The sequence below is a fragment of the Kamptonema sp. UHCC 0994 genome, assembly GCF_029167235.1.
Classification (GTDB): domain Bacteria; phylum Cyanobacteriota; class Cyanobacteriia; order Cyanobacteriales; family Microcoleaceae; genus Kamptonema.
This window is the reverse complement of the sequence record NZ_JARFTR010000065.1, coordinates 80,559-95,382: the sequence shown is the minus strand read 5'-3', so window position 1 is coordinate 95,382 and position 14,824 is coordinate 80,559. Positions and strand designations below refer to the sequence as shown.

Annotated in this window: 16 protein-coding genes and 1 tRNA gene; 11 read left to right on the top strand and 6 right to left on the bottom strand. The window is 45.5% G+C overall.

What is annotated here, in order from left to right; all coding sequences use genetic code 11:
- Positions 1–320: 320 nt before the first annotated feature.
- Positions 321–557 (bottom strand): preprotein translocase subunit SecG, encoded by a 237-nt coding sequence (gene secG / locus PY364_RS06590; protein WP_275521427.1) that lies wholly within the window; start codon positions 555–557, stop codon positions 321–323.
- A 66-nt stretch (positions 558–623) separates the two neighbouring features.
- Entirely contained in the window at positions 624–2,222 is a 1,599-nt protein-coding gene (gene gpmI, locus PY364_RS06585) for a 2,3-bisphosphoglycerate-independent phosphoglycerate mutase (RefSeq protein WP_275521426.1), read from the bottom strand.
- Between the two features lie 292 nt (positions 2,223–2,514).
- On the opposite strand from gpmI, the gene PY364_RS06580 reads away from it, so the two are divergent.
- From PY364_RS06580 to PY364_RS06565, 4 genes are all read left to right on the top strand, one after another.
- The gene (locus PY364_RS06580; RefSeq protein WP_275521425.1) at positions 2,515–4,236 is read left to right on the top strand and encodes a hypothetical protein; all 1,722 of its coding nucleotides are present in this window, start codon (positions 2,515–2,517) and stop codon (positions 4,234–4,236) included.
- A gap of 72 nt (positions 4,237–4,308) precedes the next feature.
- Complete coding sequence (locus tag PY364_RS06575) at positions 4,309–5,049, top strand: MORN motif-containing protein (protein WP_275521429.1); 741 nt, start codon at positions 4,309–4,311, stop codon at positions 5,047–5,049.
- A 112-nt stretch (positions 5,050–5,161) separates the two neighbouring features.
- Complete coding sequence (locus PY364_RS06570) at positions 5,162–5,872, top strand: MORN motif-containing protein (protein ID WP_275521428.1); 711 nt, start codon at positions 5,162–5,164, stop codon at positions 5,870–5,872.
- A 182-nt stretch (positions 5,873–6,054) separates the two neighbouring features.
- Positions 6,055–6,657, top strand: coding sequence for a hypothetical protein (locus PY364_RS06565; protein WP_275521424.1), 603 nt, complete (start codon positions 6,055–6,057; stop codon positions 6,655–6,657).
- Positions 6,658–6,694: 37 nt separating this feature from the next.
- Here PY364_RS06565 and PY364_RS06560 read toward each other — a convergent pair whose 3' ends face one another.
- Positions 6,695–6,853 (bottom strand): hypothetical protein, encoded by a 159-nt coding sequence (locus PY364_RS06560; RefSeq protein ID WP_275521423.1) that lies wholly within the window; start codon positions 6,851–6,853, stop codon positions 6,695–6,697.
- Positions 6,854–6,908: 55 nt separating this feature from the next.
- Complete coding sequence (locus PY364_RS06555; protein ID WP_275521422.1) at positions 6,909–7,634, bottom strand: hypothetical protein; 726 nt, start codon at positions 7,632–7,634, stop codon at positions 6,909–6,911.
- A 72-nt stretch (positions 7,635–7,706) separates the two neighbouring features.
- Between PY364_RS06555 and PY364_RS06550 the strand changes: the two genes are divergently transcribed.
- The 4 genes from PY364_RS06550 (at position 7,707) to prmC (ending at position 10,587) form a co-directional block, all read left to right on the top strand.
- Entirely contained in the window at positions 7,707–8,258 is a 552-nt protein-coding gene (locus tag PY364_RS06550; RefSeq protein ID WP_275521421.1) for a GNAT family N-acetyltransferase, read from the top strand.
- 233 nt (positions 8,259–8,491) lie between these two features.
- Positions 8,492–8,565, top strand: a tRNA-Pro gene (locus PY364_RS06545).
- 158 nt (positions 8,566–8,723) lie between these two features.
- Entirely contained in the window at positions 8,724–9,548 is an 825-nt protein-coding gene (locus PY364_RS06540) for a Tic22 family protein (protein ID WP_275521420.1), read from the top strand.
- Between the two features lie 118 nt (positions 9,549–9,666).
- Positions 9,667–10,587: a peptide chain release factor N(5)-glutamine methyltransferase gene (gene prmC, locus PY364_RS06535; protein ID WP_275521419.1), complete on the top strand. Its 921-nt coding sequence runs from the start codon at positions 9,667–9,669 to the stop codon at positions 10,585–10,587.
- A 196-nt stretch (positions 10,588–10,783) separates the two neighbouring features.
- On the opposite strand, the gene PY364_RS06530 is transcribed toward prmC, so the two are convergent.
- The gene (locus PY364_RS06530) at positions 10,784–10,984 is read right to left on the bottom strand and encodes a hypothetical protein (RefSeq protein WP_275521418.1); all 201 of its coding nucleotides are present in this window, start codon (positions 10,982–10,984) and stop codon (positions 10,784–10,786) included.
- Between the two features lie 2 nt (positions 10,985–10,986).
- Positions 10,987–11,262, bottom strand: a complete 276-nt coding sequence (locus PY364_RS06525; RefSeq protein WP_275521417.1) for a type II toxin-antitoxin system antitoxin SocA domain-containing protein — start codon at positions 11,260–11,262, stop codon at positions 10,987–10,989.
- Positions 11,263–11,505: 243 nt separating this feature from the next.
- On the opposite strand from PY364_RS06525, the gene PY364_RS06520 reads away from it, so the two are divergent.
- From PY364_RS06520 to pds, 3 genes are all read left to right on the top strand, one after another.
- A complete protein-coding gene (locus tag PY364_RS06520) occupies positions 11,506–12,099 on the top strand; it encodes an L-threonylcarbamoyladenylate synthase (protein WP_275521416.1) in 594 nt (197 codons plus the stop codon).
- Positions 12,100–12,129: 30 nt separating this feature from the next.
- Entirely contained in the window at positions 12,130–13,053 is a 924-nt protein-coding gene (locus PY364_RS06515) for a HAMP domain-containing sensor histidine kinase (protein WP_275521415.1), read from the top strand.
- 334 nt (positions 13,054–13,387) lie between these two features.
- Positions 13,388–14,809: a 15-cis-phytoene desaturase gene (pds, locus tag PY364_RS06510; RefSeq protein ID WP_275521414.1), complete on the top strand. Its 1,422-nt coding sequence runs from the start codon at positions 13,388–13,390 to the stop codon at positions 14,807–14,809.
- The last annotated feature ends 15 nt before the right edge of the window (positions 14,810–14,824 follow it).

Below are 14,824 nucleotides of genomic sequence, written 5' to 3'. Positions count from 1 at the left end.
GTAAAGAAACCGCCAGGATGGCGGCGTTACATAAAGCGTGCGTAAGTTCTGTAAATTTTAAATAAGTTAACATAAACAAACTAGCAAGCCCTAAGTAGAGGGCGATTAGAAATCGCGGCTATACAAACCAAGTCCGCCTACGCGGACTATCAGAAAAAAATGGTAATAAACCAGGATTTGAGATCGCACTAAACCAGGCTTAAATACTCTGTATATATCTCTTAGTCCGCGTAGGCGGACTTCGTTTGTGTAGTTGCGATTTCAATCGCCGAACGATAAACCCCAAAGAATAAAGGGGATACCTACCAAATCGGAATATCTTACTTTGGCTGTAACCAACCAGCACTTAAAATCAGTGTTAAACCCAGAAAAAAAATAGATAAACCCCAAGTAATTCGGTTAATAGCTGTTTCGGCACTCTTGGTACTGGTAAACAATTGAGCTTGTCCCCCAATCCCTCCAATACCATCGCCTTTAGGACTATGCAACAGCACAAAGACAATAATTCCGGCAGCAGATAAAGACCAGATAATTTGTAAAACTTGAACAATAGTCATGGTAATTGGTAATTGGTAATTGATGACTGTTAACTGTTAACTGTTAACTGTTAACTGTTAAGATTTTTACAATCGTACCCGTACTGGAGTGCGATTGGCTCGAACTTCAAAATCAGCGGTTTCAACCATCGATTTACCCGTCATTTCTGGAGGTTGAGGTAACTTCAAAATCTCCAGAATTGTTGGCGCAATGTCAGCTAAACAGCCGTCGGCTCTTAGAGGAACATTAGTTGCGTGTCCAGGGATTTTTAAGCTTTCCCCTTCTACTAGGATAAACGGTACTGGGTTAGTTGTGTGAGCCGTCCAGGGATTGCCATTTTCATCCCACATCAACTCAGCATTACCGTGATCGGCAATAATAATTGCCGTACCACCAGCTTTATTGATACTTTCTAACAGACGACCTAAATATTTATCTACAGTTTCGATCGCAGTCACAGTTGCTTCCAGCATTCCCGTATGACCCACCATATCGGGATTAGCATAGTTAATCACCATAAGCGAATAAATGTGCTTTTCGATCGCCGCGATCGCCACATCTGTCACCTCTTGCGCTGACATTTCCGGTTCGAGATCATAAGTTGGTACCATCGGACTTTGTACCAACTCCCGATCCTCGCCTTCAAAAGGATCTTCTAAACCCCCATTAAAAAAATAAGTCACATGGGCATACTTTTCAGTTTCCGCCGCCCGAAACTGCTTCAAACCATGATCCGCGATGACACCGCCTAAAATATTATTCAAATTCTGCGGTTCAAAGGCAACCAACACCGGCAACTTTGGGTCATACTGCGTAAACGTTGCAAAAGTTAGCGGCTGAATTTGCTGCCGTTCAAACCCTTTAAAATTTGGATCTACCAAAGCCTGCGTGAGTTCTCTAGCCCTGTCTGGGCGGAAATTGAAGAAAATTATCCCATCTCCAGATTCTATCGCTCCTGGCGCGATCCGAGTCGGAATCACAAACTCATCCGTTACCCCTTCAGCATAAGAAGTCTTCAATAACTCCACAGCCGATCGCCCATCACCAGGCCCAACCGCTACCATCACATCATAAGCGAGTTTAACTCGATCCCAGCGCTTATCGCGATCCATCCCGTAGTAGCGACCGCTGACAGTCACAATCCGCCCTAAACCAACTTTATTGATATAACTTTCAATCTTTCCTAGAGCTTCAATCCCCTCTTTCGGGTTAGTATCGCGACCATCTGCGATCGCATGAATGCAGAGATCGGAAATACCTTGGGCCTTTGCCAAATCCACCAACCCGAAAATATGATCCAGATGGGAGTGAACCCCACCCTCCGAACAAAGACCAATCAGGTGTAACTTAGAGTTGCGATCGCGCACATCCGAGCAAACCTTCACCAAAGCCGGATTGCTAAGCAAACTCCGATCTTCCACCGCATCCGAAATCCGCACCAACTCTTGAGGAACCACCCGCCCCGCACCAATATTCAAATGGCCCACCTCAGAATTGCCCATTTGACCTTCCGGCAACCCCACAGCCCTACCCGACGTGCGGATCAGAGTTCTCGGATAAGCTGCCCACAGGCTATCCATCACCGGAGTCTTAGCAGCGGCGATCGCATTTCCGTCAGTGTCTTCGCGATAGCCCCAACCGTCTAAAATTATTAGCGCAACAGGAGATACAGACGCTTGTCCCATGCCGAGTTACCCTTTCGCGATCGTCATTCCTCAGATATCATACCACTCACGTCAACTTGAACAACTTTGTAGTCTTGCGTAATCGTTTAAAATTGCGAAAATGCTGACAACGCCTATTTTTAGGCAAAGCGAAGGCTAGAAGCATGGGTATCGCAACTTTCTTGTAGACTAATTTCGCGACTAACTTAACTAGAAGGATAATTTGAGCGTAATCTTACTTTATAGGCTATCAATAAGATGCCAATGCGTTTAAATTTAGCTATCTTAAGAACAGGCATTTGGGTGACTGACCATGCGTAAACTTTTATTTCTTGTTCCTATAGGGTTACTAGCTTTTTGGATGGGCGGATGCGGCTCTGACTCAGGCAGCAACCAAGCCAGCCCGACCCCCAGCCCCGCTGCTAGCGGTGCTTCGCCCTCTCCGGTTGCTACAGCAACGGGTTCGCCAACCGCTACCCCTAGCCCAGCTTTTGCATCGCCCCTGGTAACACCCAAATCAACTGGGGCCACAGCCGCTACAGGCTTGATTCAGTCAACAAATCCAGACGAACGAGCCAGACAAGCTCAATCTGGCATTAGCAAACAGAATGGGTCAAGGCTTCCCAGTCCTCCGATTTCAACAAAGGTCAACCCAAACCAAGTAGACCCCTTTTCCGTACTTCCACCTCAGACGGTTCAAAATATTCCAGGAACTAATGTGGCCTCATCAGGCGGCAATGTCCTCCCCAAACTGCCAGACCGACAAGTTCCCCTACTACCTGCATTGCCAGTCTCAACGCGCCCCCCTCAAATTGGAGGTGCTAAGCTGACTGGTGCGAATGCCGGCCCAATCAGGCTAAGCCCGCTAGCACAAAGCGTAGTCAACGAATTCAGTACCTTTGATTCTCTGTTAGATGACTCCACAAAATATTCAGACTATACCAAAGATCTCAATATATTGAGGGTTATTATTTATGGAGAAAAAGAAAATGATGATGGGCGAAATTCAACTAGGCGACAGTTACTTTTAACAAATCGACCACTTTTCAGAAGATTAGAAAAAGCGTTAGGTGAGTACGAGTACGCTCAAAAACTCTGGAACTTATACGGTACTCAATCGCCTATAGATGCTATCCGCTGTTCAGTTGTTGGAGACATTGAACAGGCAATTCAGATATATCGACCCCGGACAGAACGACGAGGAGAACTATCTTGCGCTCAGCGTTTAAATATGCTTCAAGCCGTTTGGCGACAAGGTAAGCTAATAGTTGATGCAGCCAGGCGCGATCAAGACTATCAAGGCCCTACCATAGCCCGCTCTCCTGTTCTACCAGTGCTAAGCGAAAGCAAGCCACTTACTTCAGACACACCTCAAGAGAAAGCCCTCGGCCGCGAAATTGCCTCACTACCGCAGGTTCCAATACAAACTCCTCCTCAATTATCTGGCCGCAGTCCAGCAGGAATTCCTTTGCTACCAGGTGGGAACGGTGCAGGAACTTCAACAGTCCCACAACTACCAGGGCTTAATCCTCCACCTTTAGGTGTTCGCCGTCCCGGTTTAGCAACAGGTTTAGGAACAGGTGCCCCCCTTCCTCCCCTACCAGTCGCAGCCAGACCGTTAGGCGTACCCGACTTGCCCGAATTGCCAGTAGACAAACGCCCCCCACAATGGGTAGACCCCAATCCTCCTCGCCAGCGACCGGGCCCTGTAGTTCCTCCACCGCCTGATACAGGTATTGCTAGTGGTATAGAAGTTAGTGGTGTGGTAAAAGTGGGCAATGAAATACAAGTGATTGTAAAAGTCCCGACTGAGGCAACCAGCCGATATGTCAAAGTAGGGCAGCGGCTTGCTAATGGGCAGGTTTTAGTCAAGCGGGTTGAGATTAAGCCAGGACAAGATCCGATCGTATTTTTGGAACAAAGCGGGGTTGAGATTGCCAGAGTAGTAGGAGAGAAACCAGTTAATTCCCCTGGGAACTCGACCAATTCAATTGTTAGAAAACCTGACAATAACAATCGTGCAACGCGGCGGTAAAGGCTAGAATATAACAACTAAATCTCACAATTTTCAATGCTGTTAAGAATTGCAATCGGAGGAGATATTCCCATGCTTGGTTCAATTCAAAATTTGGGTCGAAGTATAATATTTGTTGTTGCTTGTATAGGATGGATTGGTAATCCGATCGACTCGCTTTCATCATTAGCCCAAGAGCCAAAAGGAGAGGGAAAACGTCCGCCCTACTGCGAAGGTAGTCCCCCTACTGGGAAAGTGAAATGCAATTATGAGGGGGGCGATAACTATGAGGGCGATTTTGTCAATGGGCAGCCGCAGGGTAGAGGAATCTATGTTTATGCAAATGGCGATCGCTATGACGGAATGTTCCGCAATGGCGTACCTGATGGTCGAGGATTATTTATATTTAAAGACGACGCTCGCTATGACGGAGTGTTTCAAAATGGCACGATGAAACAGGGGACGGTGATATTTCCTAATGGCGATCGCTACATAGGAAATTTTCAGGTAGTTAGGAATGTAGAAACTAACGTTATTAGCAGTCAACCTGGTGGGCAAGGAGAATTTATTTATGCTAACGGCGATCGCTACGTAGGACAATTCTTTGCGGGTTCCCCTTTTGGTGCAGGAGTATTGACGCGGACAGATGGCACGCGCTGCACGGGACAGTTCTTAAATCAGGCCCTTGATGCTAAAGCTAGTTGCACTTTTCCCAGCGGTGCCCGTTATGAAGGTGAATTGCGCGGAGGTGTACCTCATGGCTTTGGCACAATCATCGATACTAAGGGAAGGCGATTTCCGGGAGTTTTCCGCCAAGGCAAGCTAGTGGAATGATCGAGAGTTGGAAAATTTTATGGGGTAAAAAGGAAGAATTTTAATGATACAAGACAGCAGACAAAGGATAGAAGACAATTATAGCTACAAGTGGATAGGAGACACTCTACCAATGATTTTCCAATCTCAAAAACTAGGAATCGGGTTATTAATTGCATCAGTTATCGGAGCTACTAGCTATTTTATACAGCCGTTGCCATCAATGGCGCAAACAGGAGCTAACTCAGGCCGCTGCATACCCAGCATCCCTACAGGCAGGGTGAAATGTGACTACGATAATGGCGACAGCTATATCGGAAATTTCCTCAACGGTTTACCCAATGGCACAGGAGTCTATGTATATTCAGGTGGCGATCGCTATGAAGGGCAGTTTCGCTTGGGTCAGCCAAATGGTAGAGGAGTTTTCATTTTCTCTAATGATGCTCGTGTCGAGGGAGTATTCCAAGAAGGGAAAATCAGAGTTGGTACAGCGATTTTCACCAATGGCGATCGCTACGTCGGCCCCTTTGCCATAGATCGAAAAATTGGCACGCCCAGTGGCCGGGGGCAATTTATATTTACGAATGGCGATCGCTTTCAGGGAGAATTTGTAGGCGGTAAACCTTTAGGTAACGGGACATTCACCCGTGCTGACGGCACGCGCTGCCAAGGGCAGTTTTATAATGAAAAACTCGATGCTAGAGGAACCTGTACCTTCGCTAACGGTATCCGCTATGAAGGAGAGTTGAGGAAAGGATTACCTCATGGCAAAGGGACAATCATCGATACAAATGGCAGGCGTTTTCCGGGAGTTTTCCGCGATGGCCAACGCATCGAACAGTAAAAGTAAATAGAAATTAAAAATTAAAAATTAGATTAAGTTCTAATTTTTAATTTTTAATTTGTAACAACAGTAATTATAGCAACCACCAAGGTGGTTAGGACATTCTGAGTTCCTAAAACCCTTGATTTTATTCCCTTCTTCCCCTAGTCCCTAGCCCCTAGCCCCTAGTCCCTAGCTATAAGATGTCTTACAGTGAATTTAATTTAGAAAGAGTTAAAAAAGACTTTAACCTCATAACCTTTGAAAAACCTGATATTTTTGCTGATATCCCTGAATTAGCCAGCAGTGAATTATTAGTAGATATTTTACAGTATAATTTGCCAATCGCCGTCGGCAGTAATAGTGAAAAAGCTCGTTCAGAACTAATTATCTCTCCAATTTTAGTTGACCTCAGAAGGCAACTTAACGAGCAAGTAAACTTATTTTCAGGAGTAGATTTTACCGTTGACTATTCTCAAGGATTAACAGGAATTTGCGATTTTTTAATTACTAAATCCCCAGAACTCTTAATAGTTACCGCCCCGGTCATTACCATCGTTGAGGCCAAGAAAGAAAATCTCAACGCAGGCTTAGGACAGTGTATAGCAGAAATGGTGGCCGCTAGAATATTTAATGAGCGATCTGGCAATGAACTTAAAATAATTTATGGGGCAGTAACAACCGGGACTAACTGGCGATTTCTCAAGCTAGAAGAGCAAATAATTAAAATTGATTTAAGCGAATATTATCTCCGAGATGTGAATAAAATCTTAGGAATTTTAGCAAGTGGTATAAATCAAAACTAGGCTCTTTCAGCATAGCCTTACTTGCCGTAAGACTGCCTCACTCCGCCAAAAATTCCCTAACCCTTTCCCTAAACAAACGCACCGCTGCCCTTTGTCCGATCGCTTTACTTTGTTCTATCAAACCCGGAATTTCTGCGATCGGCAAAAACGGAAAAGCCAGACTATTTTCCCTCTCTTCATAACTTCCATCAACCATTAGTTAAGTTTTTATTGATTTTAGCACGCCCTAACCGCCAAGGCGGTTGCTAAACTTAAAAGCGCTCACCCAGCAACCTCTGCCTCACCCCCTCAGCAATTTTCTGCCCCAAATATTCAGGAATCAAACTCTCATTTGGCCCCAACAAATACAAAATCAAACGAGTACGTCCCCGCCAAACCAGCAAATTAGCATTCACAACCAACAAATCCTCTTGCCAAATGGCATACATTACCTTATAGAAAAGTCCAGGCTGGTTATCCGCCTCAATCAGCAAAGCAGGTAAATGGAAAACAGGATCGACATAGAACTCAGTCGCCACATCCTCCAAACCCGCATCAAGATTAAATTCCACAGCCAGCATCTCTTCCACTTCAAAATGCCCCGCCAGGGCCTCCCGAACGGCCCTACAGACATTTTCTGCCGTTTTATCCGTCAGAACCTTACCCCCGCGTGATACTACCAACTTGATAAACACCAACATCGGCGGGTAAATTTGTCCATAGAGACTCAGGCTGTGAATCGTCAGCCCGTAGGCCGCCAACACCCCGAAAATATCGCTTAGCAGAAAAGACTGGTTGCGGTAAGCAAAGTGCAGAGCACTTTTACTACCCTCCGGTCTAACTTCAATCACAGCTTGCCTGGTTTTGTACAACTGGTAGGCTAGCTTCAGGTTTTGCAGTTGAATTTCACTGCTGACAAATTGCTCATAAAATTGGGGAAACGCCCGATTAAAGCGCTTGAGCAGTTCCAAAGTAGATGGTTTTAAACCCGGAGCCATAATTGAGGGGAGGTACGGGAGATATACTAGCTAGTAACGTCATTCAACTTCTACTACCTTAACCACGCCGGCATGGGTTTTTGGAAAAACTTATTTAGCGGTTCTGAATCTACCTCTACGCCCCAGACAGCGGAATTTGAGGAAGATTTTGCTTTTGGGGCAAGGGATTCGCTATCCCCACCCTTTCGCAAACCCACTACTGGCAATAGTCGCATCTTGTTTAGTACCGATCGCGACATTGACCTCTACGAGCTCGAAGAACTCTGTAATGCAGTCGGGTGGTCTCGCCGCCCCCTGCGTAAAGTCAAAAAAGCCATTCAACACAGTTTCCTAGTCGTTTCCATGTGGGAGATGCGGGGAGCACAGCGGCGGTTGATTGGTTTTGCCAGAGCCACATCAGACCATGCTTTTAATGCCACACTCTGGGATGTAGTGGTTCATCCAGAATTCCAGGGGTCGGGCTTGGGTAAGGCGCTGATGCAGTACATCATTAAAAAACTCCGCAGCGAAGATATCAGCAACATTACCCTATTTGCTGACCCTCATGTGGTAGATTTCTACCGAAACTTGGGCTTTCTGTCCGATCCAGAGGGGATAAAAGGAATGTTTTGGTATCCAGACTAGCCTTCAAAGCTGCCAAGATGTCATTTTTTTGAGAAATTAAGCCAAAATTGAACTTGCTCACAACTACCAAAGTATGATATAGTGGCAAAGCCATCAAAAAAACTGTTGGTGCTTGGGAACAGCTCGATCGAAAGTTTTGTTTCTAAAGGTGTGTCGTTAAGCTAAAATGAAAAAAAGCTTGACAATTTCATCATTCTATGAGTTAATTGCCATAGAATAGAAAATGACAACAACGGGATGTAGCGCAGCTTGGTAGCGCGCCTGCTTTGGGAGCAGGATGTCGCAGGTTCAAATCCTGTCATCCCGATTCAAAAGGCGTATAACTACATAATGAGTCAGTCTCAGCCTCTTAGGTCTAAGCCGGAAATTACCGGAAACAAACCAAAAGAGTCTGCGACTACTTATGATATATAAAGGCGAGAGTCTTTGTTTAAATCTATTATCAGGATTGCTCCTGGATAAAGCATGAAATCATTAGTTCGTTTGGGCGCAGTGTTAGGGATTTTAGGAAGCACTTTGCTTGCCCCTTCCCTGACGCGCAATATGTCGGCACTGGCACTGCCCGATCCGCAGGTTTTGGCAAAATTGCGCCCGGTGCCGGTATTTACGATTACTGACGCACAAGGTGCGCCTCTGATCGCTTCAGTTCCCAAAGAGGGTCAAAGCGGTAGCAATACCTCTGTAGCTGGAGTTTTTATCAGTCAACGGGATGCTCAAGCTTTTATCGATCGTCTAAAAACTAGAAATCCTCAATTAGCAGCATCGGTGAAGGTAGTACCGGTATCTCTGGGGGAAATTTACCAGTTAAGCCAAGCTAACAAGGGTAAGGCAGAGGAAGTACAATTTGCCTATGTTCCCACCACGACCCAAGTGGAGTCTGCTAAAACCCTATTGCGGCAAGGCGGCCAACAGGTAAATGAATTTAGCGGTGTCCCTCTTTTCTTAGCTAGAGGCGGCCCAGAAAATGGATATTTGACAATTCAACGGGGTCAAGAGCAAGTTATTCCTTTGTTTTTCAATAAAGAGGAATTACAGGGGATGTTGGAGCGCTTTAAGCAACAACAACCAAATATTGCTTCCTCGCTCAAGATCGAGGTGGTGAATTTAGAAGCTGTTTTGGAAGCAATGCGGACTGACAACGATCCATTTTTGAGCCAACTTATTTTAGTACCACCGAGAGAGTCGCTGGAATACGTGCGAACACTGCAACCATCAGGCGGAAATCAACCGCAACCAGTACAACCAGGGCCAAGACCTTCTGCTCCAGTCCCAAGTCAACCTCCTCGTTAATAGTTAACTGTTAATAGTTAACTGTTAATTGTTAACTGTTAATTGGTCAGGACTTACGAAAAAATATCTGTAACGCCGCCATCTTGGCGGCGATTTTATCAATTGATAATAAATTTTTATGTTTGTATCAGGTTTAGAACTTTGGGAGTGGTTAAATCAGGCAAAAGTTGAGGCGATCGCATCTAATATTTCTCTAACTGAAGTTGAGTGGTGGTTGCAAGAGTTAGCAGGGATCGATCGCTTAAGTCTTCGCTTAGAATCCTTCAAAAATTCGCCTGAAGTTACTCTGAAGTTACCTTTTGCTGACTTTAAGGAGTTATGGCAGCGCCGCCTTAGCGAACGGATACCAGTACAATACTTAACTGGAACTGCCTATTGGCGGCATTTTTCTCTAAAGGTAACGCCTGCGGTATTGATTCCGCGTCCAGAGACAGAATTCATAATTGATTTAGCAGTAGAAGCAGCTAAACGTCGATCGCAGACAGAGAGTTTAAATTCAAAATCCCACTGGGTAGATTTGGGAACTGGTAGCGGTGCGATCGCGCTGGGTTTAGCAGAAAGCTTGACAAATACTTTAATTCATGCTGTAGATTGTAGCTCAGATGCGATCGCTGTTGCTCGGCAAAATGCGGATAATTTCGGTTTAGGCGATCGCATTCAATTTTATCAAGGTTCGTGGTGGGAACCTTTAGAAAGCGCGATCGTAGAGGGTTTATCTTTACGTGGTCAAATTAGCGGTATGGTTTCTAATCCGCCTTATATTCCTAGTAGTTTAGTGCCTAATTTGCAGCCGGAAGTTGCTAAACATGAGCCTCATTTGGCCTTAGATGGGGGTAGTGATGGGTTAGATTGTATTCGGTATTTGGTAGCCACTGCGCCGGATTATTTGCGATCGGGTGGTGTCTGGTTGGTGGAGATGATGGAGGGACAGGCTGAGGCTGTGGTTGAGATGTTGGATAGTGCGGGTAGTTACCGCGATATCGGAATTTATGCCGATTTGGCTGGGATAGAAAGGTTTGCGATCGGGTTTAGAAAATGAAGAATATAAAGTTTACTAGGGTAAGTTAAGCCGATTATTATCAACGTAGGCGATCGCTGTTATACTAAGGATTGACCTCAGCTTAACTTTAATAGGCAACTTTATAAATTGATTATTAGACAAAGCTATGGCTTTAAGACTTTTGATTCTTTACGAGAAAAGTTATTAGCTTGCTTACTTGGATAAGCCGTGCTTATCACCACAGGTACGGGAGAGCCAAACTTGCAGCAATTGCTGCTTTCTCATCTTTATCACAACTATCTAAGCCATGTGTTTTATCAAGATATCGAAAACAGAAAACCGGGGGTTCCAAATCGTAATTTGTGGTACTTGGCAAAGCCGGAGGTGAAGCAATTCGCTTTCCCTTTCTAGCTTCTTTACCCTTCATCTTTGCCATGACTACTTAACCAATTGAGTCTCAAAATATGCCTTCATCAAATCAAGAGATATCTCTTCATTAAGAGCAGTTTCTTTCCAAGGTAGTTCTTGATGAGTAAAACGCTTTAGTGTTGGCGCTGTATATTGTCCATATACTTCGTAAACCTCATTAAGTAACTCTTGCGTTTCTCGATCGTATAGATCTATATTAAAATCATCAGGCTGTGGAAGAGAATTTACCTCATATTGCTTGTATAAACGATAAATCTCTGGTACAACATTTAAAGCATTGTACATAACTGAAACTTACTTTAAAAGGTGATAATTACAATTATATCATACTTCCTAATTACTAGCTCTACCAACCATATACAGGACTTACGCAGGATTACGTAACGCCGCCTTCTAGGCGGTATCTTTACCGCCTAGAAGGCGGCGTTACGGTTTTTTTTGAGTAAGTCCTACATATAGCTAAGAAGTCCAATCACTACCAACAATCAATCAACTACAATACAAATATTTCCCCTCAATATTCACCCAATGCCTCAAGTCTCAATCCAAACCTTAATATCAGCAGCAATATCAGGAAATCAAATCATTAGCTTTCCCACCGATACCGTACCAGCCCTAGCAGTACGCCCCGAAGCCAGCGAACTAATTTTCACCACCAAAAAACGCGATCGCCACAAACCCCTAATTTTAATGGGTGCAACCCCAGAGGATCTTTGGCCCTACATCACCGGCACCCCAGAAGAAATGCAAATCTGGCAACAAATCGCCGCCACCCACTGGCCCGGAGCCCTCACCCTAGTCCTCCCAGCCTCCCGAAAAGTACCCCCAGCCATGAACCCCACAGACCCCACTACTATCGGCCTGAGAGTCCCTAACCTCGCGATCGCCCAAAAAATTCTACAACAAACAGGCCCCCTCGCCACCACCAGCGCCAACCTCTCTGGTCAACCCCCCCTAGAAACCACCACCGAAATTCAACAAAAATTCCCAGAAGTCTTAACCCTAGAGGCTTCCGAACTAAAAACAACCACAATAGCCTCCGGTTTGCCGTCCACAGTTGCTAAATGGACTAAGAATCACTGGGAAATCTTGCGGCAAGGCGCGGTAGAGTTAAAATGCTAAGGGCTGTCAAGGCAAAGTGAGATGACGCTGATGGGCTGGAGCGACTTGGTATATTTAGCAGTAGGATTGGGACTAGGTTTGGGTAGCAATCGGCTATTTCGTCAGAAAAAGCCATCAACTAAGGTAGAAGCACTGCCAAACCTGGAACCTCAAGAAACAAACCCCGAACAGTTGCAAACTCTCTCGAACCAACTGAAGCAAACACAACTTGCCTATCAGATGGCCGCCGAGATGAGTCAATTTAAGGCGGGTTTTTTGGCGCGGACTTCCCACGAGTTGCGATCGCCACTAAACAGTATGATCGGCACGCTTCAGCTAATTCTGTCGGATTTGTGCGACGACGCAGAAGAAGAGCGAGAATTTGTGCAGCAGGCTCATACATCAGCCCTAAAAATGGTCGGGCTGATGGATGAAATCATCTCCGTTGCCAAAACTGAGCATGGCAGCGAGAAAATGGACATTCAGCCACTGCAGTTAGCGAAAGTTTTCGATGAAGTTGACGACTTAACTTACCTGCAAGCAACTCATCGCGGTATCCGTATGGAAATATCACCTCCCAACTCTGAAATCTACGTCCTAGCAGACTTGCGGCGCTTAAGGCAAGTGCTAGTTAACCTCGTAGACACAGCCATTATTCAGATGGAAGAGGGCAGCATTAACCTTTCTGCCCATGCGTCCCCAGAATCAGGCTTCGTCCATATCTGGGTAGACGATCAACGCCCCATTAGTGCTTGGAGCGAATCATGGGATTTGCTCAAGCGTGACTTAGATACAAATGCTCAGCCGACAGAAAATCCTCAATTGTCATCGGGACTGAGGTTATTGATGAATCAGACTCTTTTAGCTTTAATGAATGGGCGTTTAGAAGTTCTCGCCTTCCCTTCAGAGTCAGAGGAATCAAATTTTACCAGAACTCAATGCTCTATTCCTATAGCAACTTCCTCACAATCTTAATAGCTAATAGCTAATAGCGGCTCTTTCGTACTTACTATGCTAAAATATTAGTAAATAGTTGGTATCAAAGTTAATAAAGAAAGAGCTAAATTATTTACTAGCTTGAATCGTTTGCACCATAGTTGTCACTTCAAATTTATTCTTTAAATAAAGGTACGTAGTTGGGCTAAAGCCCTCTTTTATTGTATGCGAAAGAGGGCTTTAGCCCAACTACGTACCTAAGTCCTGATTTTAAACTCTGGGCGCGATCGCACTTTCCCCACCATTTCCCTAAAAAATGTAACAACTTGTAAAGTATAATGAGACGGAATCAAACACAGAGGGCAAAGCGTCAATGCGAGTTGCGATCGCGGGAGCAGGTTTAGCAGGACTTTCCTGCGCCAAATATCTCACAGACTCAGGGCACACCCCCATCCTCCTAGAACGGCGGGACGTGCTCGGCGGTAAAGTAGCGGCCTGGAAAGATGCTGACGGCGACTGGTACGAAACCGGCCTCCACATCTTTTTTGGTGCCTATCCCAATATGTTGCAGCTATTCAAAGAGCTCAACATCGAAGATAGACTCCAATGGAAAGATCACACCATGATCTTCAATCAACCAGAAAAACCGGGAACCTACTCGCGTTTCGACTTTCCCGACATCCCCGCACCCTTCAACGGCATGGTAGCTATCCTTGGCAACAACGATATGCTCACCTGGCCAGAAAAAATCCGTTTTGGCATAGGTTTAATTCCCGCCATGCTACAGGGTCAGAACTATGTCGAGGAAATGGATAAATACTCCTTCTCTGAGTGGCTAAAACGGCAAAACGTCCCCCCCAGAGTCGAGAAAGAAGTCTTTATCGCCATGTCTAAAGCGCTCAATTTCATCGATCCCGACGAAATCTCCTCAACAGTAATTCTCACAGCCCTCAACCGCTTTCTGCAAGAGAAAAACGGCTCAAAAATGGCCTTCTTAGACGGTGCTCCCACCGAGAGATTGTGCCAACCAATAGTAGATTACATCTGCGATCGCGGCGGCTCCATCCGACTCAACGCCCCCATCAAAGAATTTTTACTCAACAGCGACGGAACCGTTAGCGGCTTCCTAATTCGCGGCTTAGACGGAGCCCCCGACGAAATTCTTACCGCCGATGCCTACGTTTCCGCCATGCCAGTTGACCCCCTCAAAGTCATACTCCCAGAACCTTGGCGGCAAATGGAATACTTCAAAAAGCTAGATGGCTTAGAAGGAGTACCCGTAATTAATGTACATTTATGGTTTGACCGTAAACTTACCGACATCGATCACTTGCTATTTTCGCGATCGCCCCTACTCAGCGTCTACGCCGACATGAGCAATACCTGCCGCGAGTACGCCAACCCCAACCGCTCAATGCTGGAGTTAGTCTTAGCACCAGCCAAAGATTGGATTAACAAATCTGATGCCGAAATTGTCGCCGCGACAATGGGCGAACTCGAAAAACTTTTCCCCGACCAAATCCCCGAACCCGCAAAACTGCTAAAATTCCACGTAGTCAAGACTCCCCGCTCAGTCTACAAAGCAACCCCCGGCTGCCAACAGTGCCGCCCTGACCAAACCACACCTATAAGTAATTTCTATCTAACAGGGGACTATACGATGCAACGTTATCTTGCGAGTATGGAAGGGGCCGTACTTTCTGGTAAGCTGACAGCGCAGGCGATAGATAGCAATCAGCGCATCTCGGTAGGCGGTCAGCCCAAACCAGTGCTGAGTGAAACTCTTGCAAGCTGATAGCTAAGTCCGGTC

Bases quoted from the DNA above. Each gene is read 5' to 3' on its own strand.
- PY364_RS06555 (WP_275521422.1), bottom strand. From the start codon at position 7,634: ATGGCTCCGGGTTTAAAACCATCTACTTTGGAACTGCTCAAGCGCTTT.
- PY364_RS06525 (WP_275521417.1), bottom strand. From the start codon at position 11,262: ATGTACAATGCTTTAAATGTTGTACCAGAGATTTATCGTTTATACAAG.
- PY364_RS06520 (WP_275521416.1), top strand. From the start codon at position 11,506: ATGCCTCAAGTCTCAATCCAAACCTTAATATCAGCAGCAATATCAGGA.
- prmC (WP_275521419.1), top strand. From the start codon at position 9,667: ATGTTTGTATCAGGTTTAGAACTTTGGGAGTGGTTAAATCAGGCAAAA.
- PY364_RS06580 (WP_275521425.1), top strand. From the start codon at position 2,515: ATGCGTAAACTTTTATTTCTTGTTCCTATAGGGTTACTAGCTTTTTGG.
- PY364_RS06515 (WP_275521415.1), top strand. From the start codon at position 12,130: ATGGGCTGGAGCGACTTGGTATATTTAGCAGTAGGATTGGGACTAGGT.
- PY364_RS06570 (WP_275521428.1), top strand. From the start codon at position 5,162: ATGATTTTCCAATCTCAAAAACTAGGAATCGGGTTATTAATTGCATCA.
- PY364_RS06530 (WP_275521418.1), bottom strand. From the start codon at position 10,984: ATGGCAAAGATGAAGGGTAAAGAAGCTAGAAAGGGAAAGCGAATTGCT.
- PY364_RS06560 (WP_275521423.1), bottom strand. From the start codon at position 6,853: ATGGTTGATGGAAGTTATGAAGAGAGGGAAAATAGTCTGGCTTTTCCG.
- secG (WP_275521427.1), bottom strand. From the start codon at position 557: ATGACTATTGTTCAAGTTTTACAAATTATCTGGTCTTTATCTGCTGCC.
- pds (WP_275521414.1), top strand. From the start codon at position 13,388: ATGCGAGTTGCGATCGCGGGAGCAGGTTTAGCAGGACTTTCCTGCGCC.
- PY364_RS06550 (WP_275521421.1), top strand. From the start codon at position 7,707: ATGGGTTTTTGGAAAAACTTATTTAGCGGTTCTGAATCTACCTCTACG.
- PY364_RS06540 (WP_275521420.1), top strand. From the start codon at position 8,724: ATGAAATCATTAGTTCGTTTGGGCGCAGTGTTAGGGATTTTAGGAAGC.
- gpmI (WP_275521426.1), bottom strand. From the start codon at position 2,222: ATGGGACAAGCGTCTGTATCTCCTGTTGCGCTAATAATTTTAGACGGT.
- PY364_RS06575 (WP_275521429.1), top strand. From the start codon at position 4,309: ATGCTTGGTTCAATTCAAAATTTGGGTCGAAGTATAATATTTGTTGTT.
- PY364_RS06565 (WP_275521424.1), top strand. From the start codon at position 6,055: ATGTCTTACAGTGAATTTAATTTAGAAAGAGTTAAAAAAGACTTTAAC.